The following is a 22233-nucleotide window of genomic DNA, read 5'->3' as shown; positions in this document are numbered from 1 at the left end:
ATTTTTAATCTTATTTTGCTATACTAGCCTTGAAAAGGAGAGTATATGTTGATTAAATTTAAAAAAATTAAGCCTAAAATTGGCAAAAATGTTTTTATAGCAAAGGGTGCTAAGGTTATTGGTAATGTAAGCATTGGTGATGATAGTAGTGTTTGGTTTAACTGCGTTTTAAGAGGGGATGTAAATTTCATTAAAATCGGCAAAAGGACAAATATACAAGATTTAAGCACTATCCATGTCTGGCATAAGGAATTTAACGAAGATGGTAGTATAAAAGGTAATGGCTTTCCTACTATAATAGGCGATGACGTAACCATAGGGCATAATTGCGTAATCCATGCTTGTGTGATTAAAAATCGCGTTTTGGTTGGTATGAATTCAGTTGTTATGGATGATGCTTTGATTGATGATGATAGCATAGTTGGGGCTGGGGCTGTTGTGACAAAGGGAAAGAAATTTCCACCTCGTTCTTTAATACTTGGCAATCCTGCTAAATTAGTTCGCACCTTAAAAGAAGAAGAAGTGGAATTTTTAAAAGAATCAGCTAAAAACTATGTGAGTTTTAAGAATGATTTTTTATAAGGTGCTTAATTTTTCTTCAACCTTTTTTGCAAATGCACTAAAGGTTTTTTTATAATGTTTTTGAAAGCCAGGCTTTACTACCATTTTATCAAAAATTCCATTATAACTTCCCCCTAAAAAATGCCTGGTAGCCTTTGGTCTTATTAAAATAAAGCTCGGAATTTGTAAGATATCACATAAATGAACATTACCTGTATCAATGCTTATAAAATAATCTAACTTGCTTGAGATTGCAACTAAACTAGCAAAAGACTCATCGTTTGTAAATACCCTTAAATTTTCACTTTCATCTATATTAAAATTTATACTTTCAAATTTTGCATGCATTAAAATAACAAGAAAATTTTTATGAGTAGAGGCTACATTTTGGGCTAATCTTATCCAATCCCTTATAAAAAAATTAACTCCTTCATTTTGGCTATGATAAGAAAAGCAATTAATGCCTATGATTTTATCGTATTTAATACTATTTAAAAAGCTATCAACTATGCTAAAATCCTTATATATATGTTCTTTAACCTGTGAAAAGTCAATATTTTTAATATTTTCATCAAAGTGCTTTTTATCAATCTGCCTTACTAAGCTTAAAATAAATTCGCTTAAATGCTTATTTCTTATAATGCTTGGAAAGGGGGTTTTGAAATTTTTATTGAAAATATTATAAAGATTTGTAAAGCTTATAATTTTTTTAATATTTAAACTTTTAGCTATCTTATCTAAGGTTTTATGCAATGTGGTACTTCTTCTAGGAATAATTAAAATATCACAATTTAGCTCTTTTAATTTTTCATAAAAATCGCCTTCTTTATCACTTTCTATCCCCTTATAACTTACAATCTCATCTACAAAATCTAATTTTATATCCTTAAAATTAGTCCTATACAATAAGCTTAATTTTGCATTAGGGTAAAGTTTTTTAATAGCATATAAGGCTTTCATATATATCATAGAATCACCAAAGCCATAAGCACACATAACTATACTTTTAATATCTTCTTTTTTCATCTTACTTCTTTCTTAAAGCCATTTTTTATCAGCTGTTAAACTTACTAAAAGCCAAATTCTATAACTTGGAATTTCAAGCTGGGATAAAATTTTATCCCTTATTTTATCAAGTTCGCCACCTGAAATTTTCTTACTTGCGTTTGAACTTAAAATATTTACTTCTATCATAAAAAATCGCCCACTTTTTGCTACATGCGTATCATAATCTTCAAATTCATACTCATTGCTTAAAGCCTCCATTACCTGTGTAATCTTCTCATCAAGCAAGGGTGGGGCTATCATCATTAAATCCTTTAAATTTGAGATACAAATTCGCATAGGAGTAAAGGATAATATCAAAGAAAGTATAACTAAAAGAGCAGGGTCTATAAATTTACTAAGTGCTAATTCTTGCAAGGGATCCATTATATAAACAGCTCCAAAGGCTAAAATTCCACCCATATATAAAACACAATCTATAAGCCATTCTGCCTTATCTACGCCTATTAATTCTGAGTCTAAAATTTTAGAATAAAAACGTATATAAATATAAATTATAAAACATACCATAAAGGCACAAATTGTATAAATAACGCTTTTTCCAAGGTCTAAGGTATAGCCTCCTTGTATAATGCTTGAAATTCCACTTATAAAGGCATATATGCAAACTATCAATAAAACAAGGCTTTTAAAAAGATTAACAAGGGGTTCAAAGCGAACATAGCCATATTGAAACACGTCATCGTCCTCTTTATAAATAAAACGAGAGGTTAACACACTTAAAAAGCCCAAAGCTACGCTTACAAGGCAGACAAAGCCATCAAAAATAATGGCTGAACTATTTGCAAAAACTCCAAATAAAACGCCAAATATAGCTAAAATTAAGGCAAAATACATAGAAATTTTAAGTACGAATTGTTCTTTTAAGGATTTTGCACTCTTATCTTGTTGTAGGCTTAAAATTTTTTTACGAATTTTTTTACCATAATTTCGGCTAAACAGAATGTATCCTTTAAAATCAAAATTAAGGTATTATACTAAAATTTAGTTAAAATTAAGTCATTTTTCTTTAAAATGAATCATAGTTTATTTTATAAATAAAGAAGGAGGGAATATGCTAAGTTCTAGGAATATTTTAAAGGTAAATGTTAAAAAGCTAAAATCTGATTCTGTTTTAACGCAAGTTAGTGCAAGTCTTGGTGAAAACAAGCTTAGGGCTATTATTACAAGTGAGAGTGCTAAGAGATTAAAACTTTCAAAGGATAAGGCTATTTATTTTATCTTTAAGGCAAGTAGCGTAATTCTTGCTAAGGAAGAATTTAACATTAAAACAAGTGCGGCAAATGAGCTAACAGGTATCATTAGCGAAGTTCGCGAAGGTGCTGTAAATGCTGAAATTGATGTGAAATGTGGGGACTATACAATAGTAGCTATTATTACCATGCAATCTTTGCAAGATCTTGCTTTAAAACAAGGCGATAAGGTAAGTTGCCTAATTAAAGCAAACAATGTCATAGTAGGCGTTGATAAATAATTTATAAGCTACAATTTTGTAGCTTATAAATTAATTTTAAATCGTTACAATTTTTGCTTCTATTATTTAAAAACAAGGTTTTATTAATGAATAAATGGACTTCTTTTGATACTCGTTGGGTGCTTTCTTTGTTTGGTACTGCTGTTGGGGCTGGAATTTTATATTTACCTATTAGAGCTGGTGGGGGAGGTTTTTGGCCAGTTGTTGTAATGTGTTTTCTTATCTTTCCTCTTGTATTTTTAAGCCATAGGGCATTATCTCGCTTTGTAGCACAAGCAAATGGGAGCGAAAAAGATATAACTCACGCAGCCGAGGAGTATTTTGGTTTTAAGACTAGTATTTTTATTTCTATCTTGTATTTTTTTGCTATTTTTCCTATATGTTTGGCATATTGTGTGGGTATTACAAATACCTTTGAAAGCTTTATTTATCATCAATTACTACCACTCTTAGATACAAATTTTGCAAATTTCATAAATCAAGCTTATATTAGCACCGATAAAGGAATGGTACTGCTTCCTTTTTATAGGGCTTTGCTAGTATTTATTTTGGTAAGTATTTTTATGCTTATCATGCTTTTTAGCGAAGAATTTATCACAAAGGTTTGTGAATGGCTTGTTTATCCTTTATGCTTTGTTTTATTTGTTTTTTCTTTGTATTTAATACCACAATGGAATTTATCAAGTCTAGTAAATGTGCCAAATTTTAAAGATTTTATTATAGTAGTATGGCTAACTCTGCCCGTGCTTGTTTTTGCCTTTAATCACTCTCCTGCTATTTCAACCTTTTCTTTAAGCGTTAAAAGAAAATACGATGATTATGATAAAAAATCAAGTCAAATTCTTTTTAATACCTCTGCTATGCTTTTAGTTTTTGTAATGTTTTTTGTATTTTCATCTGTTTTATCATTAAGTCCACAAGAACTTCAAATGGCAAGGGTCCAAAATATCCCTGTTTTATCATATTTTGCAAATAAGCTCGATAATGCCTTTATTTCCTATGGAGGTCCCTTAGTAGCCTTTTTAGCTATTTCAAGTTCTTTTTTTGGTCATTATTTTGGGGCTAGAGAAGGGGCTTATGGAATTGTTAGAAAATGCGTAAAACTTAGTGGTAAAAATCCAAATTTAAAATTTATTTCTATAAGTTGTACTAGCTTAATGTATGTGATTATGCTTTTGGTTGGCTATTATAATCCTAGTGTTTTAGGCTTTATAGAAAATTTAGGTGGTCCAATCATTGCAGCGATTTTATTTTTAATGCCTATAATTGCTATATATTCTGTTTCAAAACTTAAAAAATTCCAAAACAAAGCCCTTGATGGCTTTGTTTTCATAATGGGAATTTTAACCATTGTAACGGTTATTTATGTTTTTTAGTGAATTTAAAATTTTAATAGAATTTTTTTAAGTCCTAAGCTAGAAAGTGTTAAACCAAAGGTTGCAGTTACTCCCATGAAAGAACCTAAATCCTTGCAAAGTGGTTCTTCATCTGAAAAAACTACGTCAAAATCGCCTATAAAGCCACTTTTTCTAAGTTCATAACGAAATTTTTTAGCTAAGGCATCGCCATGAGTTTTAAAGATACTAGCTATTTTTACGCGAGTTGGGTCAATCTTTCTAGCCCCTCCAGTTGAAGAAATAAAAATTTGCTTTGAAAAATCAACGCTATTTACTAAAGCAATCTTAGCAGGTATATCATCAATGGCATCTATGATTAAGTCAAAATCATTTAGATTAAAATTTGCTAAAAATTCAGTATTAATCTTAGCATTTAAGCCCTTTATATTATATTTTTTAATAAAAACGTCTACTTTGGTTTCTCCTAAATATTCGCTATGAATTTGGCGATTTTGATTGGTTATTTCAAAGCTATCACTATCAATTACAAAAATATTATTTACCCCGCTTCTAAACAAAGAATCAACGCACATGCCACCAACGCCACCAAGTCCACAAACTAGCACCCTTATATTATTTAATTTTTCAAAATTACTCTCACCTATAAGCCATTTTATACGCGTATATCTATCATACATTTTTATCTCCTTTTAACCATAAACTAACTTCTTTTAGTCTTTGATAAGCTGTTAAATCAAGCATAATAGGTGTTATAGTAGCATAACCCTTTTTTAAAAGTGCTAAATCACAATTCTTATCCGGTTCAAAATCAAAATCAGCAACACAAAGCCAAAAATACTCAACCCCTCTAGGATTAATATTAGAACTTGCCTTATAATTATAAACCCTTTTTGCTACCTTGCATACTTTCATGCCCTTAAATTCTGTCTTTGGTGAGGGGAAATTTACATTTAAAAATTCCTTCTCACCTAATGGAAAACCACTTTTTTCAATCTTTTTTATTAAATATTTTGTAATCTTTAAGGCATTGTCAAAATTTAGTTTTTCTATATTTTCATTTTTTTTATAAAATTGCGATAAGGCTATGCTTGGAATTCCTTGCAAAACGCCCTCCATAGCACCAGCACAAGTACCAGAATAAGTAATATCCTCTCCTATATTTGCCCCCTTATTAATACCACTTATGATTAAATCGGGCAAACGCGTTTTATATAAGGCATGTAAGGCTAGATAAATACAATCAGCAGGGGTTCCATCATCAAGCTTATAAAAACGTTTTGCAACCTTGATAAATTTTAAAGGTTTTGTAAGGGTTATAGAATGAGAACAAGCTGATTTTTCACTAGCAGGGGCGACAATGGTGGTTTTTGCCTTAAATTCCTTTTTAAGCATTTTAACAAGCTTTTTAAGACCTATGCTTTCATAGCCATCATCGTTTGTAATAAGTATTTCTTTGATTTTCATATTATTCCTTTATTAAAATTATACAAAAAATTAGTTATAATAAGTCTTTTAAAAGTTAAAAAGGATAAAAAGTGCAAAATACGCAAATTCTAGTAAGCATGTTAAAACTTCAACAAAAATTAAACGATGAAACAAATGGGATAGGTTGGGAAAATGGCTATACAAAAGAAGGTAAGCTTATTAGTTTTAGAAGGTGCGTTTATATGGAATGTGCCGAGTTAATCGACTCTTTTGCGTGGAAGCATTGGAAAAATATAAACGCCCCTGTTAATTGGGAAAATGTACGTATTGAGATAGTGGATATTTGGCATTTTATAATGAGTTTGATTTTAGAAGAAAGTAAGGATAAAAATTTTGATTTTTTAGCCATGCAAATTTCAACCCTGCGTCCTTTTATGGATTTTTGCAAGGAAGAAAATAATCCTAATGAAAGCAATGTTTATGCGATTTTAAATGATATAGAACTAATCATTCATAAGTGTAGTGGCTTTGGTTTTGATTTAGAAGAACTTTTATCAGCATACTTTACCCTAGCTATAAAATGTGGTTTAAATTTGTATAGTCTATATAAAATTTATATAGGCAAAAATGTCTTAAATGCCTTTCGTCAAAACCATGGCTACAAAGAAAATAAATATATTAAAAACTGGAATGGTAAAGAAGATAACGAGGTTTTAAGTGAAATTTTAAATCAAGAATTAGAATACGATGAAATTTATAAACAGCTAGAAGAAATTTATAAAAAATTATGAGTGAAATTTTAAAACTTTCAATAAGCGATTCTTTAAGCAAACAATTTTTAAAATTCTCGCTTTTACCCTTATTTTTTAGCTTTGTTTTATTTATCTTGCTTTGTTATTTTGGCTTTTCAAGTTTGTTTGATTATTTTGATGAATTTTTTAGTGGTTTAGAAGAAGGTAGTTTTTTTGCTTGGCTTTATAGCCTTGCCTTTGTACATGTTTTAATAGTGATATTTAGCTTTTTACTATCATCTTTTGTAGTAATTATTGTATCTGTATTTTTTTCTATGTTTATAGTATCTTTTTTAACGCCCTTTATAGTTGCTAGTATTAATAAAAAACACTATCATTATAAGCAAATAAATTCTGTAAATTTTTTCAAAATTATCCTTAAAATTATTTGGATTTTTGTTAAATTTATCTTTTTATTTGGTGTGGCTAGTTTTTTGCTATTTTTTCCCTTTGTGAATTTATTTATTTATAATGTGGTGTTTTACTATCTTTTTCATAAGCTTTTAATGCTTGATGTTGCAAGTTGTGTTTTAGATAAAGATAATTTTGAAAATTTCTATGCTAAAACTAGTCCTATTGAGTTTAAATTTGCTACCTTAATTTTTTATATAATTGCTTGCATACCAGTATGTGGGCTTATCTTTCAAGTATTTTTTGTAATCTTTCTAACTCATCTTTTTTATCAAAGAATATTAAAATTAAAAGCTTAATTTTGCTGACTTAAAAGCTGATTTTTATCAATGCACAAACTTTGCCAATTTGAAGTAGCATTTACTTCCATACATTGTTTAAGGCTTTCATTAAGCCCGTTTATATTGCCTAAGGCTTCATAAGCTAGACTTTGAGTATATAATGCCCTGGCCCTATCTTCTGGTGATAATTTTAATTTTAATAAATCCTTTAAGACCTCAAGAGCTAATTCGTTTTGCGAACTTTCTTTTAAGGCTTCAAGATATAAGAATTCTAAAGTAGGACTAAATAAATTTATGCCTCTTAAATTTTGGTAATCAATAGCCTTTGGGGCATAGGTTAAAATAGTAGTTTGCATATTATTATCCTTTGCAAAGCTAAGCAAAGAATCATAGGCTTCAACCATATTAAAATTCATAGGATAGCTTTCTAAAATGCGTAAAATTTTTATAGCCTCGTTATACTCATTCATCTTTAAAAGCGAAACAAATTGTATATAATAGGCCTTAAAATTTTCTTCTTCACTCTTTAAAAGCCTTGAACTTGCTATGTCTTGTCCTATTTTAATGCTAGATTTATAATCTTTATTATCATACAAAATATAAGCCTTTTTAAGCCCATAATAAATAAGGTCATCGTTCAAATTTGTATCAGCATACTTTAAAGCCTCGTTTATCTTAGAAGTCCTTTCTAAGCATTCAAACATTTTCTTTTTATCATTGATTTTTTGCCCTATATTATAACTTGCAAAATCATCAAAAACAGCCACAGCTTTTAAACACTCATCATCTTTTAAGTCATTATTTAAAGCATTTATAGCAGCTTCTTCTAAAAGCTTAGCAGAATCATTAAGCCCTGCTTGTTCAATCTGGTCTTTATAGTCTAAAATAGCATTAAAATTACCCTCGTCATAATAAAGCTTCATATCCTCATCAAGTGCTTGTTTAGCTATGTTTTCATCTTCTGTTTGATATTGTTTTATTAGGGCTTGATAACGTTGGTGTAAATAACTTGCGTTATTATCTTTAAGGCTTAAAAATACTTCATCATTTGCCTTATGAATTTCACCTAAAAACGCCCCGTCTACAAATTCATTTAAATATAAATCAATATATTTTTTAGCATCAACCCCTCTTGAAGTGTGGCTTAGGGCTAGGGCTAAGTCTTTTAAGGTATGTTCGTAATTTTCATCAATCCTAGGCATTTTTTTAAAGACACTTTCATAAATCACAGCACTTTCATCGTAAAGCTTTTGTTGATATAAAATTCTTGCAAGTTCTAAGGACCTTGTTATATCTTCTCCAAAATAATTAGGGTTTGCTCTAAAAATAGTGTTTATATAAGTAAGTGCACCTTGAGTATTGTTATTAGCTAGTAAATCCCTAGCCAAAGACATAGCAGCCTTTGCTGCAAGGTGTAAATTTGCAGTATTATAATAAATATCTTCATAAATTTGCATGGCCTTTGGTTTTTCACCTAAATTATAAATATAATCAGCAAATTCAAGCCTTGAAAGTTCGGTAAAATAACTATCGCTTTGTTCATTTTCTAAAATAGACATGGTATAATCAACATCAGCCCTTTGGGCTAAGGACATATAAGTTTTTAACATGATATGCAAAATTTCAGGAAAATGCCTATCGCTTGTATAGGTCCTAGTCCAGTTTTTAGCATCATTTATCATGCTTTCTAAAACTTGTTGGTCACGCATTTCTATATTGTTATTATAAATTTTATCTTGTGCCCTAAGCTTATAAAGTATAAACTCACTCATAAAAATACTATTTACATAACGAATAATAGCATTAGCACTATCAGTTGCAACTTGGGCATAATTTCCCTTATCATATTCTTCTTTAATGCGTAAAAAGGTGTTTATATCAGCACTTTGTGGGATTACTACGGGATCTGAGTTTAAATCAAGTGCACCAACATAAGGCATGCTTTGGTGAGGAAAATCTATACTAAAATTTAAGCCATCAACTTCTTTTGCCTTTATAATATCCTTTGAAAATAAAAAAGTAAAGCCTTTTGATTTATGTGTAGTAGAAAGACTAAGTTCTTTATCTAAATAAATATTTTGAGATAATTCAAAAAGTCGGGCTGGAATTTTTGGGTAAATAATTAATCTTATTTTTTGTTCTTCTTTTATAAATTTTAAATCAAAGTTATCAAAACTTTTATCTTTTAATTCATTATCAAGTGAGCCTGGAATTTCGCACTCAAAATGCATTTTTGCATCAATAATGATAGATTTACAAGTAAATTCTTGGTCATTTTTTGCATGTAACACGGCAAAGGCTTGATTATTTTCGCGTCCAGTATTTAAAATAAGTTCAAAGCTGCATAGCCAAGAAAGGCTGATTAAGCATAATAATAAAATTCTCATATGTTATTATATCATAAACTTACAACATAGAAATAACAGCAAAAATTCCAGCACAAACGCAAAGACTTAAAATCAAATTTTGCTTTAAATCTAGTTTTTGCATAGGGCTTGTTTCTCCTTTGATAAATAAGGCGTGAATGATTAATTTAAGATAAGCATATAAGATAATAACTGAACTTAATGCTATTATAATTGCTACAAACCAATAACCACTGGTAATAGTAGCAACTAAAACCATAAATTTACCCCAAAATACGCCAAATGGAGGAATTCCAGCTAAAGAAAGTGCACAAGTTCCAAGGCAAAAGCCGGTTAATGGTTTTTTTGCTAAAAGTCCATTTAAAGAACTATAATTGCTATCTTTTAAGGTGCTTAAAATCAAAAATGCCCCATAATTTGCAAAGCCAAAAAGAGTCCAATACCCAAAAACTGGCAATAAGCTAAATTCAAGTATATTTTTAGCAGGGGTAAGCAGTGGCACTATAGCAGTTACTATAAAAGAAGAATGCACTATAGAACTATATGCAAACATTTTTTTAATATCTTTTTGAGAAATTGCCCCGATTGCTCCCATAAGCATAGAAAAACAAGCTAGTATTAATATAGGAAGTTCAAAGCCTGTATTTTTTAAATAATCAAACAAACGAACGATTACAGCTAGCATTGCTATTTTTGGAACAACTGAAATAAAGGCTACTAAATTAGCATGTGAAGCATAATACACATCTCTTAACCAAAAATGAAAAGGTACTAATGAAAGCTTTATAGCACATAAGATAAAGATTAACACCCCAGCACCTAAAAGCCAAACGTCCTTTGTGGAATTTTGCAACAAAACAGCTAAATCTAAACTAGCACTTCTTGCATAAAATAGGGCTACTGCCATTACAAAAAAGCCAGAACCAACGGCTGCAACACTAAAATATTTAATGGCTGAACTTATAGCATTATTTGTGCTTCTCATGGCTATTAAGGTATAAAGTGCAAGAGAAGAACTTTCAAGGCCTATAAAGATTAAGGCTAAATTTGAACTTGATACCATTAATAAAAAAGAAGCACTCATAAATAAAAATAAGGCATAAAATTCGCCTTGATTTTCTTCTTTTTGCATTAAAATATATAAAAATGAAAAAATTAATATAATGCTACTTGCACAAAAGGCTATTAAATCATTATTTAAGGTACCTAAAAAGGCCTTTGCCTCAAAGCCTTGGTCATTTACATTTGAAAGCATTAATAAAAAGCTAACTAGCAAGGATAAGGCACTTACACTTATATAAAAACTTCTATGAAATTTATAAAAACAAGCACAAAGTAAAAGTATGCTAGCTACTGCAATTAAAAATAAAAAAGGGTAAGCTAGACTTAGATTTAATTCTTGTAAATTTAATAATTCATTCATTTACTAGCTCCTAACGCATGTAAAAAATTTATAGTATCTTGTTCAACAGCCCTGATATTCATAACTTCTAAGATTTTATCAACATCTTTTTCAATAGGGTATAAAAGTACTTTTGGGCTAATTCCTAGATAAAAAACAAGACAAACCATAGGGATTAAGGCTATGATTTCTCTTGAGTGTAAGCTAAAATTTATTAAGCTTGATTTTTCTTGCATAAAACAAATTTTTCTCAATACATAAAGCATATAAATGGCACCTAAGATTACTATTAATCCAGCAAAAAGTCCATAAATTATATGTAGTTTTGCTATACCTAAAAGCACCAAAAACTCGCCAACGAAATTTATAGTAATAGGTAAGGATATACTTGCAAAACTCATAATAGCAAAGAAAAGTGTAAAAAGTGGGGCTTTTTGAGCTAGTGAGTGAAGTTTATCAAGGCTTGTTGTATTGTATCTTTCATAAAGGCTTTGTGCTAGTAAAAATAGGGCTGCGGTTACAATGCCATGTGCAAACATATAAAAAATTGAACCACTAATTCCTATGGTATTAAAGGAAAAAATTCCAAGTACCATAATGCCAAGGTGAGAGATAGAACTATAAGCGATTAATTCCCTTAAATCATCAGCCTTAAAGGCTATGAAGGCTGTGTATAAAATGCTTAATATGCAAAAAGACGCAATCATAGGCAAAAAATACACACTTGCATCGGGAAAAAGTGGTAAGCAAAAACGCAAAAAGCCAAAGGGCGACATTTTAAAGGCTACTAGCATTACAGATACTAAAATAGGTGAATTTGCATAAACCTTTGGAGCCCAGGTGTGAACTGGAAAAAGTGGGGCTTTAATGGCAAAGGCAAAGAAAAAGGCACAAAAAAGGATTAATTGCTGGGTAAAACTTGCTGCTGAGACATTATTTTTCCAAATTTCAATATCAAAGGTCCAAATTCCTAATAATTGATAATTTAAATAGGCTAAATAAACCATAGAAACAAGCATTAATATCGAACCTGCAAAGGCATAAATAAAAAATTTCAAGCCTATAATATATTCTTTTCCATAAACGCCTATTATAAAAATAAGTGGTAAAAGTGAAAATTCCCAGAATATATAAAAAAGCAAGGCATCAAGGGAGCTAAATAGTCCCATAATGGCAAATTCTAAAAAGAAAATAGCTGCTACCATTGATTTTTGTTCTACCTTTAAAAAAATAAAGGCTAAAAAAATCATTAAAGAACAAAGTATCATTAAACTTAAGGCTATACTATCAACGCCTATATGGTAGCTGAAAAAATTTAAAAGCTTAAAAGGTAGTTTAAATTCAAAGCTATTTTCAAAGACTAAGTAATCATAAAAAATTTTTAAGTTTAAGCCTAAAATCATTAAAGAAGCAAGAACGCTAAAAAATTTTACTCCACCACGATTTAAACAAAGTACAACAAAGGCTACGATTAAAGGAAAAAATATTAAATAATTAAGCATTTAAATACCCCACACTATCAAAAGTAAAAGCACAAAGGCAAGAACTATAAATTTAAGCATTAAATTTAAATTATTTGGCATGATTAAACTTTGAGAAGTTTTCATAAAAGAATTTGCTATGCCTTGGACAAAGTTATCAATTACTTGTATGTCAAAGTCTTTTAAAAGTACGCACAAGCTTGAAAATTTAGTAACAAAGTATTGATGATATAATTTTGGAATAAAATAATCATTAGCTAAAATTTTATAAAACCACCTTTTTTCTAAACTAGGTTTAAACCAGTTATTTCTATAAGCTAGGATTGCAAAAAGAATTCCTAGCAAGGTAACACTAAGGGCAAGTATTATAACTAAGGTATTTTTGGCATCTATAAAAGGTAAATCAATACTTACAAAGTTAAAAAATTGGTGTTCAAAAAAGCCCATTATACAAGCTAAAATCATTAAGGGAGACATTGCTAAAATTGCTAGTTTACTTGCTTCGTGTGCGTGATTAAAATGTCGAGCTGGTGTGAAAAATACTAGCATTAATAATCTAAAACTATAAAAGGCAGTTAAAAAAGTAGCTATTAAAAGCCCTAAAAATAGCCCGTGATTGTGGCTAATAAAGGCATAGTCCATAATTAAATCCTTTGAGAAAAATCCAGCAAAAGGATAAATTCCAGCCAAAGCTAATGAACCCAAACACATAAAAATAGCTGTTATTTTCATGCTTTTATAAAGTCCACCCATTTTTTTAATATTTAATTCATTATCTATAGCATGCATAACATTTCCAGCCCCTAAGAATAAAAGGGCCTTGAAAAAGGCATGAGTTGCAAGGTGAAAAAGTGCTATTGAGTAAGCCCCAAGACCAGCTGCTACAAACATATAGCCAAGTTGCGAAAGGGTAGAATATGCAATAATTCTTTTTAAATCCTTTGCTACAAGTGCCATAGAAGCAGCAAATAAGGCTACAAAGGTACCAAGTATGGCTATAAAATAGCTTACTTCAAAGACTAAATCATAAATTGCACTTGCCCTAATTACCAAGTAAACTCCTGCAGTTACCATGGTAGCAGCGTGAATTAATGCAGAAACAGGGGTAGGACCTGCCATGGCATCGGCTAACCAAGTGTGAAAAGGAAATTGGGCTGATTTTCCCATAGCTCCTATAAAAAGGCAACTTGCAATTAAGATTAAAGAAGTGTGGTCAAAGCTTGAAATATTAGCAAAGACCTCGTTAAATTTTAAACTTCCAGTTTGTAAATAAAGCCAAAAAATGCCAAGTAACATACCTAAATCAGCCATTCTATTCATAATAAAGGCTTCATTTGCAGCAAAAGAATAGGTATTGTTTTGATACCAAAAGCCAATTAATAACCAAGAACAAAGCCCAACGCCTTCCCAGCCTACAAAAAGCCCCAAGAAATTATCACTCATTACCAAAAATAGCATTGAAAATACGAAAAGTCCTAAAAAGGAAAAGAATTTATTAAATTTCTCATCACCTGCCATATAAAAAATACTATAAAAATGAACGCAACTTGCAACAACCCCAACAACGCTCATCATAACAAGGCTTATAGTATCTATATTAAAACCAAAAGAAAGATTTATAAGTCCTATCCATTCTATAAATTCAATATTAAAATTTTGCCCCATAAATAATAAAATTATAGAACATAACGCACTTAGACTTATTAACAAAGAACATACAAAGCCAAGCACAATACTTTTTTTAGCAAAGGAAAAAGTCCCTGCTAATAAAAAAGATATAAAGGGTGCAAATAAGGCAATTAAGACTAAATTTTGCATTTTATGCCTCCACTTCTTTTAGACTTGAAAGTTCTAAGGTACCAGTTTTTCTATACCAAAGTACGCATAAGGCTACGCCAATTGCTACCTCACAAGCTGCTACACCCATGACAAACAAAGCAAAGGCTTGTCCATTTAAATCAGAATGCAACTTAGACCCTGCTACAAGGGCTAAATTTGCACTATTTAATAAAATTTCACTTGATATAAAAAGCATGATTAAATTTTGTCTTTTTAAAATGCCTATTAAGCCTATTATAAACATTAAAAATGCTAGTATGAAGTATTTTTCTATCATTATTTTTTATCCTTAATAAGTTCTTTATGAGTTAGTACAATAGCACAAACTAGGGCTATTAAAAGCAAGATTGCTATAAATTCAAAGGCTAAAAGGTATTTTGAAAAAATAGCTAAGCCAAGCTGTTTATTAAAATCAAAGATATTTTCATCAATTAGGGTTAAATTTGCATTTAAACCTTGAGGATTAAAGCCTTGTATAATAGCAAGTAGCAAGATAGCACTTAAAATAATTAAAATAGAGATTGTAAATTTTGAACTTAATTTTTCTTTTAAATTTTTTGAAGCATCAAAAAACATCATAGCAAAGCTGTAAAGTCCTAAAACTGCCCCACTATAAACAATGATTTGAATTACTCCTAAAAATTCAGCATCAAGTAAAAAATAAAAACTAGATAAAAACACCATGCCACCAGCTAAAGAAGATAGGGCGTAAAGCATATTTTTACTAAACACTGATATTAAGAAAAAGCCTAGGGTTATTATGGTAAAAAAATAAAAACTTAATTCTTCTAACATTCTTTTTCCTTTATCGCATCATAATAATTTGGCGTTTTTTTAACAAAATTATCTGCATCACTTCTTAAACTACCTGCCCCTTGAAATTCAACTTGGTTTTTTAAATTATCAAGTGGGGTTAAAAAATCTTCCTTAAAACCATAATAAGATCTTTGCTCGGCCGCATTTTCAATCTCAGTACCATGAACAATGGCTAACTCAGGGCAAACCTCTGCACAAAAGCCACAATATATACAACGACCCAAATTTATACTATAATTATTTACCTTTTTTCTACCATCTTTACCTAATGAAGTTTCCATTCTAATGCAATTGCTTATACAAATTTTCTCACAAAGCCCACAACCTATACACCTTTCATTTTCACTTTCAATAAAACGCATTAAACGATGAACGGCCCTGTATCTATTGTCAAGTTCTACCATTTCAAGTGGGTATTTAATGGTAGCTGAATTTCCTTTTTTAAGTAATTCTCTCATCATTACATAAAGACCTACGAATAATTCTAATTTAACGCAACGAATTAAGCATTGTGAAATTTTTTGCCAAGTTGTATTTGGATTTTTCCTTTTTTCATCTACTATAAAATAATTTTTCATTATACTTTCCTTATATCAAAATAGCTAAGGCTGTGAAAAGTAAATTTAAAACAGCCAAAGGTATTAAGATTAAATAACACATTTTCATTACTTGGTCGGGGCGAAGTTGTGGAAAGGCAGCCCTTGCCCAAAAATACCAAAAGAAAATAAAGCTTGATTTAAGTATTATCATAATCCAACCAGGAATAAACCAAAAATCGTTATATCCTCCTAAAAATAAAAGGGTGATTAAAATCGCCCCTGCTATCATGGATGCATATTCTCCTATGAAAAACATTCCCCATCTTAAACCAGAATACTCAGTACCATAACCTGCAACTATGTCAGCCTCATTTTCACTTAAACAAAGAGGAGTTCTATTTGTTTCTATAAACATAGCTATAACAAAAAGTATAAAGGCTAGGGGTTGTTTAAAAATTAACCAAGATAAAATTCCATCCTTTTGATAATTGCTAATTTCAACCAAGGAAAAAGAACCAACCAGCATAATCACAGCAATTAAAGCAAGAGCACTAACGCTTTCATAAGAAATAACAGATACCAGACCTCTTGCCCCACCTATTATGGACCATTTATTATTACTAGCAATACCTCCTAAAAAGGTAGCGTAAAAACAAAGCCCAGAAGTCCCTATTACAAAAAGAACAGCTACATTTATATCAGCAATTATAGGCTTTATAGTATGTCCAAAAAGCGTAAATTCAGGTAGCATAGGAATGGCAGCTAAGGATACAAAGGCACAAATTGCAGCTATTAATGGGGCTATTGCAAAGATAATTTTTTGTGAATTCGTTGGGATTATATCTTCTTTTGTGAAAAGTTTTATCATATCAGCTACAAGTTGGATAAGCCCGAAAGGTCCTACCATATCAGGACCGATTCTTCTTTGAAAATATCCTAAAACCTTTCTTTCTGCATAGGTTGCAAGTCCTGCTAGGGTTGCAAAAATAGCTATTACAATAATACATTTTATTATAGTTTCAAGTGCAAAAAAACCAAATTCACTCATTATTTACTCCTATTATTTTTGCCTTTGTAAATCTTTCATCAAAAAAGCTTAATGTATCGATTTTATCATCAAAATAAGGCAAATACGCACCATTTTTTAAATCCTTATCAATGCGAACACTTAGCGTTAAGCTATGATTTTTAACTATTAATTTAACTAAATCTTTGTTTTTTAATCCTAAATCATTTGCTAAACTTTCACTAAGTCCTAAAAATATAGTCTCGTTTATACTACTTGCCCTATTTGAAAATCTACCAAATTGATAACTAGGATTTGCACTATAAAGTAAAATTTCATCTGTATTATCTTCTTTATTTTCTAAATTTGGCATTTCAAATTCAAATTTTGCCTCTTTTTCAAAGTTTTTTAAATTTAAAATATAGCCTCTGTGATTTACTCCACCATTGTCGTAAAAATTGCTTAAATCATCAAAATTTATAGGCAAAAAGCCCTTATTTGTAGGAAGTCTTTTTGTATAATCAATGGTATATTTTTCATCAAAACCTAAGGCATTTGCTAAATCATTTAAAAAATAACCCTTAAATTCAAGGGCTGCATTTGTTGGGACTAGCCTTTTATCGTAATTTACAAAGCTTCCTTCTTGTTGGTTTAAACTTGAACTTGCCAAATTTGCCCCTTCTTCATAAGAAAAGCTAAAATCGCCTTTTTCATTGTAACCTAGAATTTTACCTTGAGTGCTTTCATCTAAATCGCAAATCAAACTAACGCCTAAGGTATTTGTATGCGTTGGGTTTAAAAATACCTTAAAAGGCGTTGTACTTTGTACTAGGGCTGCTAGTTTTGCAAGTTTTAAGGCATTTTTAGAAAAATAAAAATCACTACCTATAATAAGGGTAAAATTTGATTTTTTCAAAAGCAAGTCATCAAGCTTATTTTCATCTAAATTTAAAGCTTTAGCAAAGATAGAATTTTTTACCTTTATAGTTTTTTTCACCTTTTTTGTAATAGTTTTTTTAACCATTTCTTTTATCTCTTCGCAATTTTCATTTTGCTTACTTACTTCTTCTTCAATCTCTTCTTTAATATCTTCTTCGATTTCTTTGTCTACTTCTTCATAAAATTCATTTAATTTTTCTTTTATGCTTTCATAAGAACTAAATTTTTGAAGTATAAAATATAAAATATTTTCTTCATCGCCCACTCTATGAATACAACTTAAAAAATTCTTAGAATACTTTGCCACGCCACTATCTTCAAGTGGGTGAAAGTAAATACCAGCCCCCTTACTCATAACAAGGGCATTATTTACCTTATAACTAAGGGTTGGGGCATCATATCTTAAAAGCGTGCCAGCTACTATTATAAAATCACTTTTTATAATGTCCTTACTTGTACCATTATAAATAAAACCTGCATTGTCACAAAAGCAAGTTAAAAATTTTTGATAAGCTAGTGCCTCATCATTTACAAGCTTTAAGTTAAATTTTTGCTTTAAATTTTGCAAGATTAAGGCTTCTTCATTTGTGATAAAACTATTAAATTTAATGCTTTGAATTTCTTTGTTTTCAATTAAATTTATTAAATTTTTAAAGGCTTTTTCATCCTTTAAGGTAATATTTTGCGTATCAAAGCCATATCTTGCAGCCTTATTTAAGGTAGCAAAGGAAAAATCATTACTAACCCTATAAATTTTAGGATTATTATCATTAATAGCACTTTGTTTAATATCATAATACATTAATTCACAATCGCTAGAATGAGGATTAGACGCAGGTATTCTTTTTAACTCCCATGCGTTTGAAGTATATTGAAAATTTGCCCCAATCAAAGCACCCGTTGGACAAACACTAGTACACTCTCCACAAAATGAACAATCAAGCACATCGCCAGCACTTGGAGTAATCAAGCTTTTTTGAAATTTTGTCCAAATAGCTAGGGCATCCTTACCCATGCTTTCTTTAAAGGATGCATCAGGGGCAACCCCACCACGAGATGTAGTTTTTAGGGCACTTTCTCCTATATTATCTTTGCAAATTGTAATGCACCTTTCACACACTATACAAAGGCTTGGGTCATAATTTATAAAGCCCCATTTTTTATGTGGTTTATGCGTATCTTGTATCCATTGATTTTGTACGTTTACCCTAGCCTTATGTGTGAAATTTTGTAACTCACATTCCCCGCTTTTATCACAAACTCCACATTGTAAGGGGTGATTTATGCAATATGCTTGCATAATCTCGTTTCTTTCTTGCCATAAATTTTCTAAATTACTTTCTACAACCATTCCATCTTTTGCTTTTGTATTGCAAGAATACACTTTTTTTCCATCTGCTTCAACCATACACATACGACAGGCTAAAGTTGGACTACAACCACTTAAATAACAAATTGCAGGTATAAAAATATCGTTTCGTCTTGCTATATTTAAAATATATTCACCATCTTCAAAGCTACATTCTATGCCGTTTATAACAAGCTTCATTTTGCTTCCTTTACACGAATTTTCATAAAATCAAAGCTTTTATTTTCAAAGTCTAAAAAGGCTATTGTACCTTGTAAATTTTCATCTAGAAAAAGTTCTTTTTCAAGCGTTAAATTTTTTGCTTCTATAATGATTTTTGCGTGGTTTTGGCATTTGGCAATTTGTAAAAACTGCTTAGAACAATGTAAGAATTTATCGTTTAATTTTGTGCGAAAAAGTACCAAGCCATCATAATTATCAAGTTCTTTTAAGTCGTTAAATTTAGCCTTTGAAAAATCTTGTTTGTTTTCATTAGAATCTAAAATTTCACAATTAAATTTATTAGCTAGAAAATTTAAAAAATATTTTATACTTTCATAATCTTTATGAAATTTTAAATTTTCATCTATGATAATAGTTTTTGCATTCTTTAAAAAGTCTAAAAGTTCAAGGGCCTCTTCTTCTCCAAGGCAAGATTCAGCACTTAAAAAACCCTCATCAAAGTCACTAAAATGCTTACTGTCGCTTAATTTACAAAGCAAGGCTAAAACAAAGCTTAAACTTGCAATCTCGCATTTATAAAATTTAGCCTTTAAATTTTTATCATCAAGGCAAGAAATATTGACATTTCGCCCCCTTATTTTTTCACATAAATTTTTATTTTTAAGACTTAACATATCTACACAGCAAAACACATTTTCATAATTCATTTACTAACCTTTTTTAATGTGATAGTCCAGTCAACTTGATTAAATTTTAAAGAATTTAAAAGCTCACAACCATGTTCGCTAACAAAGGCAAAGCTTTTTTCAACCACGCTAAAATCGCCTATTTCAAACAAAACTACCAAGACCTCGTTTATCTTAGCTTTTTTTATGGTATTTTCTAAATCCTTAAAAAAATCCTTGCTTTTTCTTAAATCCACCCGTCTCATCTATCAATCTCACCTAGTACAATATTTACATTTCCCATAATAGCCACGACATCAGCTAAATAAGTTCCCACAAGCATTTCTTCAAAAAAACCACAATGCCAAAAACTAGGGGTTCTAGCCTTTAAACGATAAGGGCGACTGCTACCATCAGAGTGTATAAAAAAGCCAAGCTCGCCCTTGGGACTTTCAGTAGGCACGTAAACTTCACCCTTTGGTGGTTTTAAGCCTTGAGTTATTAAAACAAAATGTTGCATTAAAGAATAATTTTGAGTTAGAATTTGTTCCTTTGACGCACTTACATATTCAGGGTGATTGCATAAAAGCTCAGGTCCTGTATCTTTGTAAAGCAAGGCACATTGTTTTAAGATATTTAAACACTGCCTAAATTCTTGCATATAAACCTTGTATCTTGCATAAGAATCACCTTGCGTAGCATAAGGAATGCTAAATTCAATCTCATTGTAAAGTAAATATGGCTCTTCTTTTCTAATATCGTATTTTACGCCACTTCCTCTAAGCATAACTCCAGTACAACCCCAATTTAACGCCTGTTCTTTGCTAACTACGCCTATATTTTCAGTTCTAGCACGCCAAATTCTATTATCATCAAGCAAGGCCTCATAATCTGCTATGTCTTTTGGAAATTTATTACAAAAATTAAGCATTTCTTTTAAAAAGCCATCGGGTAAATCAAGCATTACCCCACCAATTCTCATTGAAGAATGAGTTAATCTAGCGCCACAATATTTTTCTATTAAATCAAGTATATATTCTCTTTCCCTAAAACAGTACAAAAACACACTCATAGCACCTATATCAAGGGCATGTGTAGCAAGCCAAAGCAAGTGAGAGGCAATGCGATTTAATTCTAAAAGTATCATTCTAATAACAGCTGCACGCCTTGGAATTTCAAGTCCACAAAGCTTTTCAACCGTGGCACAATAAGCATAATTATTTGAACTTGCAGCTATATAATCCATTCTATCAGTAGTAGGAATAAATTCTTGATAAATCATATTTTCAGCCATTTTTTCCATGCCTCTGTGCATATAGCCTATGCAAGGTCTGGCTTTTTTAACCTGTTCTCCATCAAGTTCTAAAACAAGTTTTAAATTTCCATGTGCTGAGGGGTGTTGAGGACCTAAATTTATAATCATATTTGTATCATCGCGTTCAAAGGCTATATTTTCATAATATGGTTTTAATTTACTAGGAATTTGCATTTTAACGCCTTGTATTTAGTATTTTTTTATTAGCTCTCTTTAGCTTTTTAACAAAGGCAACGCCTTCTTCTTCTTGGTATTCTTGCTTGCTAACGTTTTGAACTCTAGGTTGACCCTTTGGAGTTTCATGGTAAAGCTTTGCGAAATTTATAGTATCTTTTTCATTTACAAAGCCACTATCTCGTTGTTCAGCCCCCACTACCTTTCTATGTTCTTTGCCAAAAATTTTATCAATCTCATACCATTTTGCAAATTCATCACCTTGCAAAGGATAGCTTTTTAAAAGTGGGTGAGAATACCAATCATCAGGCATTAAGATACGTTTTAAATTTGGGTGATTTATGATAAAAATTCCAAACATATCATAAATTTCTCTCTCACTCCAATTTGCCCCCTTAAATACGCTAGTAACACTATTTAATCTTTCTTTTACACCTACAAAGGTTTTTACCCTAACCCTTGTTTTATTTTCTAAATTTAAAAGTTGATAAAACACTTCAAAGCCGTTTTTACTTTCCATAAAATCAATAGCACTTGCTTCTGTAAAGCTTAAATATCCAAGGGTTTTAAGTAAATTTAAGGTTTTAACATTATCTTCTTTTTCTATGTAAAGTACCCAAAAATCAAGCTCAACAAAGGAAGATATAATATTTATCTGTGTTTTTAAAACTTCAAAATCATCTTTAAATTTACTTTCTTTAATGTCTATTTTTGTAGTGCTTGGGGCGTGATAAAATCTATCTTGATAATAATTTTTAAGTTGAGCGTTTTTTTTATTTGTATATTTTCTCATT

The 22233-nt window shown here is 30.4% G+C and carries 22 protein-coding genes; 5 read left to right on the top strand and 17 right to left on the bottom strand.

Annotated elements, in window-relative coordinates; translation table 11 throughout:
- Positions 1-45 precede the first annotated feature (45 nt).
- Entirely contained in the window at positions 46-582 is a 537-nt protein-coding gene (locus FMM58_RS07930) for a gamma carbonic anhydrase family protein (RefSeq protein ID WP_150180557.1), read from the top strand.
- On the opposite strand, the gene FMM58_RS07925 is transcribed toward FMM58_RS07930, so the two are convergent.
- Both FMM58_RS07925 and FMM58_RS07920 read right to left on the bottom strand, forming a co-directional pair.
- Positions 577-1587 carry a glycosyltransferase family 9 protein gene (locus FMM58_RS07925; RefSeq protein WP_150180556.1) on the bottom strand — a complete coding sequence of 337 codons (1011 nt, stop codon included), beginning with the start codon at positions 1585-1587 and terminating at the stop codon, positions 577-579. The two genes, FMM58_RS07930 and FMM58_RS07925, sit on opposite strands and share 6 nt — an antisense overlap.
- 12 nt (positions 1588-1599) lie before the next feature.
- The gene (locus FMM58_RS07920) at positions 1600-2463 is read right to left on the bottom strand and encodes a cation diffusion facilitator family transporter (protein WP_190317973.1); all 864 of its coding nucleotides are present in this window, start codon (positions 2461-2463) and stop codon (positions 1600-1602) included.
- Between the two features lie 217 nt (positions 2464-2680).
- Between FMM58_RS07920 and FMM58_RS07915 the strand changes: the two genes are divergently transcribed.
- A complete protein-coding gene (locus FMM58_RS07915; RefSeq protein WP_150140649.1) occupies positions 2681-3100 on the top strand; it encodes a molybdopterin-binding protein in 420 nt (139 codons plus the stop codon).
- 86 nt (positions 3101-3186) lie between these two features.
- Positions 3187-4476, top strand: a complete 1290-nt coding sequence (locus tag FMM58_RS07910) for an aromatic amino acid transport family protein (RefSeq protein WP_150140650.1) — start codon at positions 3187-3189, stop codon at positions 4474-4476.
- Between the two features lie 5 nt (positions 4477-4481).
- Here the strand turns inward: FMM58_RS07910 and FMM58_RS07905 are convergent, their stop codons facing one another.
- Positions 4482-5135 (bottom strand): ThiF family adenylyltransferase, encoded by a 654-nt coding sequence (locus FMM58_RS07905; RefSeq protein WP_150140652.1) that lies wholly within the window; start codon positions 5133-5135, stop codon positions 4482-4484.
- A complete protein-coding gene (gene surE / locus FMM58_RS07900; protein ID WP_150140814.1) occupies positions 5128-5916 on the bottom strand; it encodes a 5'/3'-nucleotidase SurE in 789 nt (262 codons plus the stop codon). The genes FMM58_RS07905 and surE overlap by 8 nt, the downstream gene beginning before the upstream one ends.
- A gap of 77 nt (positions 5917-5993) precedes the next feature.
- On the opposite strand from surE, the gene FMM58_RS07895 reads away from it, so the two are divergent.
- Complete coding sequence (locus tag FMM58_RS07895; protein ID WP_150140653.1) at positions 5994-6674, top strand: dUTP diphosphatase; 681 nt, start codon at positions 5994-5996, stop codon at positions 6672-6674.
- A complete protein-coding gene (locus tag FMM58_RS07890; protein ID WP_150180554.1) occupies positions 6671-7384 on the top strand; it encodes an EI24 domain-containing protein in 714 nt (237 codons plus the stop codon). Before FMM58_RS07895 ends, FMM58_RS07890 begins: the two co-directional genes overlap by 4 nt.
- Here FMM58_RS07890 and FMM58_RS07885 read toward each other — a convergent pair.
- Genes FMM58_RS07885 through FMM58_RS07825 form a run of 13 tightly spaced genes read right to left on the bottom strand, consistent with a single transcriptional unit; the run spans position 7381 to position 22232 of the window.
- Positions 7381-9753 (bottom strand): tetratricopeptide repeat protein, encoded by a 2373-nt coding sequence (locus FMM58_RS07885; protein WP_150140657.1) that lies wholly within the window; start codon positions 9751-9753, stop codon positions 7381-7383. The genes FMM58_RS07890 and FMM58_RS07885 overlap by 4 nt on opposite strands.
- A gap of 19 nt (positions 9754-9772) precedes the next feature.
- Complete coding sequence (locus FMM58_RS07880; RefSeq protein ID WP_150151138.1) at positions 9773-11155, bottom strand: NADH-quinone oxidoreductase subunit N; 1383 nt, start codon at positions 11153-11155, stop codon at positions 9773-9775.
- Positions 11152-12636: an NADH-quinone oxidoreductase subunit M gene (locus FMM58_RS07875; RefSeq protein ID WP_150140661.1), complete on the bottom strand. Its 1485-nt coding sequence runs from the start codon at positions 12634-12636 to the stop codon at positions 11152-11154. Before FMM58_RS07875 ends, FMM58_RS07880 begins: the two co-directional genes overlap by 4 nt.
- Positions 12637-14433, bottom strand: coding sequence for an NADH-quinone oxidoreductase subunit L (gene nuoL, locus FMM58_RS07870; protein WP_150180553.1), 1797 nt, complete (start codon positions 14431-14433; stop codon positions 12637-12639).
- A 1-nt stretch (position 14434) separates the two neighbouring features.
- The gene (nuoK, locus tag FMM58_RS07865; protein ID WP_150140665.1) at positions 14435-14731 is read right to left on the bottom strand and encodes an NADH-quinone oxidoreductase subunit NuoK; all 297 of its coding nucleotides are present in this window, start codon (positions 14729-14731) and stop codon (positions 14435-14437) included.
- Positions 14731-15249 carry an NADH-quinone oxidoreductase subunit J gene (locus FMM58_RS07860; protein ID WP_150140667.1) on the bottom strand — a complete coding sequence of 173 codons (519 nt, stop codon included), beginning with the start codon at positions 15247-15249 and terminating at the stop codon, positions 14731-14733. Before FMM58_RS07860 ends, nuoK begins: the two co-directional genes overlap by 1 nt.
- Positions 15243-15848, bottom strand: coding sequence for an NADH-quinone oxidoreductase subunit NuoI (gene nuoI, locus FMM58_RS07855; protein ID WP_150140669.1), 606 nt, complete (start codon positions 15846-15848; stop codon positions 15243-15245). Before nuoI ends, FMM58_RS07860 begins: the two co-directional genes overlap by 7 nt.
- Before the next feature lie 10 nt (positions 15849-15858).
- A complete protein-coding gene (gene nuoH, locus FMM58_RS07850; protein WP_150140671.1) occupies positions 15859-16857 on the bottom strand; it encodes an NADH-quinone oxidoreductase subunit NuoH in 999 nt (332 codons plus the stop codon).
- A complete protein-coding gene (locus FMM58_RS07845; RefSeq protein ID WP_150180552.1) occupies positions 16850-19303 on the bottom strand; it encodes an NADH-quinone oxidoreductase subunit G in 2454 nt (817 codons plus the stop codon). The genes nuoH and FMM58_RS07845 overlap by 8 nt, the downstream gene beginning before the upstream one ends.
- Positions 19300-19992, bottom strand: a complete 693-nt coding sequence (locus tag FMM58_RS07840) for a hypothetical protein (protein ID WP_150140675.1) — start codon at positions 19990-19992, stop codon at positions 19300-19302. Before FMM58_RS07840 ends, FMM58_RS07845 begins: the two co-directional genes overlap by 4 nt.
- Positions 19989-20216, bottom strand: coding sequence for an NADH-ubiquinone oxidoreductase subunit E family protein (locus FMM58_RS07835; protein WP_150140677.1), 228 nt, complete (start codon positions 20214-20216; stop codon positions 19989-19991). The genes FMM58_RS07840 and FMM58_RS07835 overlap by 4 nt, the downstream gene beginning before the upstream one ends.
- Complete coding sequence (gene nuoD, locus FMM58_RS07830) at positions 20213-21439, bottom strand: NADH dehydrogenase (quinone) subunit D (RefSeq protein WP_150140679.1); 1227 nt, start codon at positions 21437-21439, stop codon at positions 20213-20215. Before nuoD ends, FMM58_RS07835 begins: the two co-directional genes overlap by 4 nt.
- Before the next feature lies 1 nt (position 21440).
- Positions 21441-22232: an NADH-quinone oxidoreductase subunit C gene (locus FMM58_RS07825; RefSeq protein ID WP_150140681.1), complete on the bottom strand. Its 792-nt coding sequence runs from the start codon at positions 22230-22232 to the stop codon at positions 21441-21443.
- Position 22233: the final 1 nt, after the last annotated feature.

The organism is Campylobacter sp. LR291e (assembly GCF_008633915.1).
Lineage (GTDB): Bacteria > Campylobacterota > Campylobacteria > Campylobacterales > Campylobacteraceae > Campylobacter_D.
Note: the sequence above shows the minus strand (reverse complement) of the source record. Positions and strands in the feature narration are given on the sequence as shown.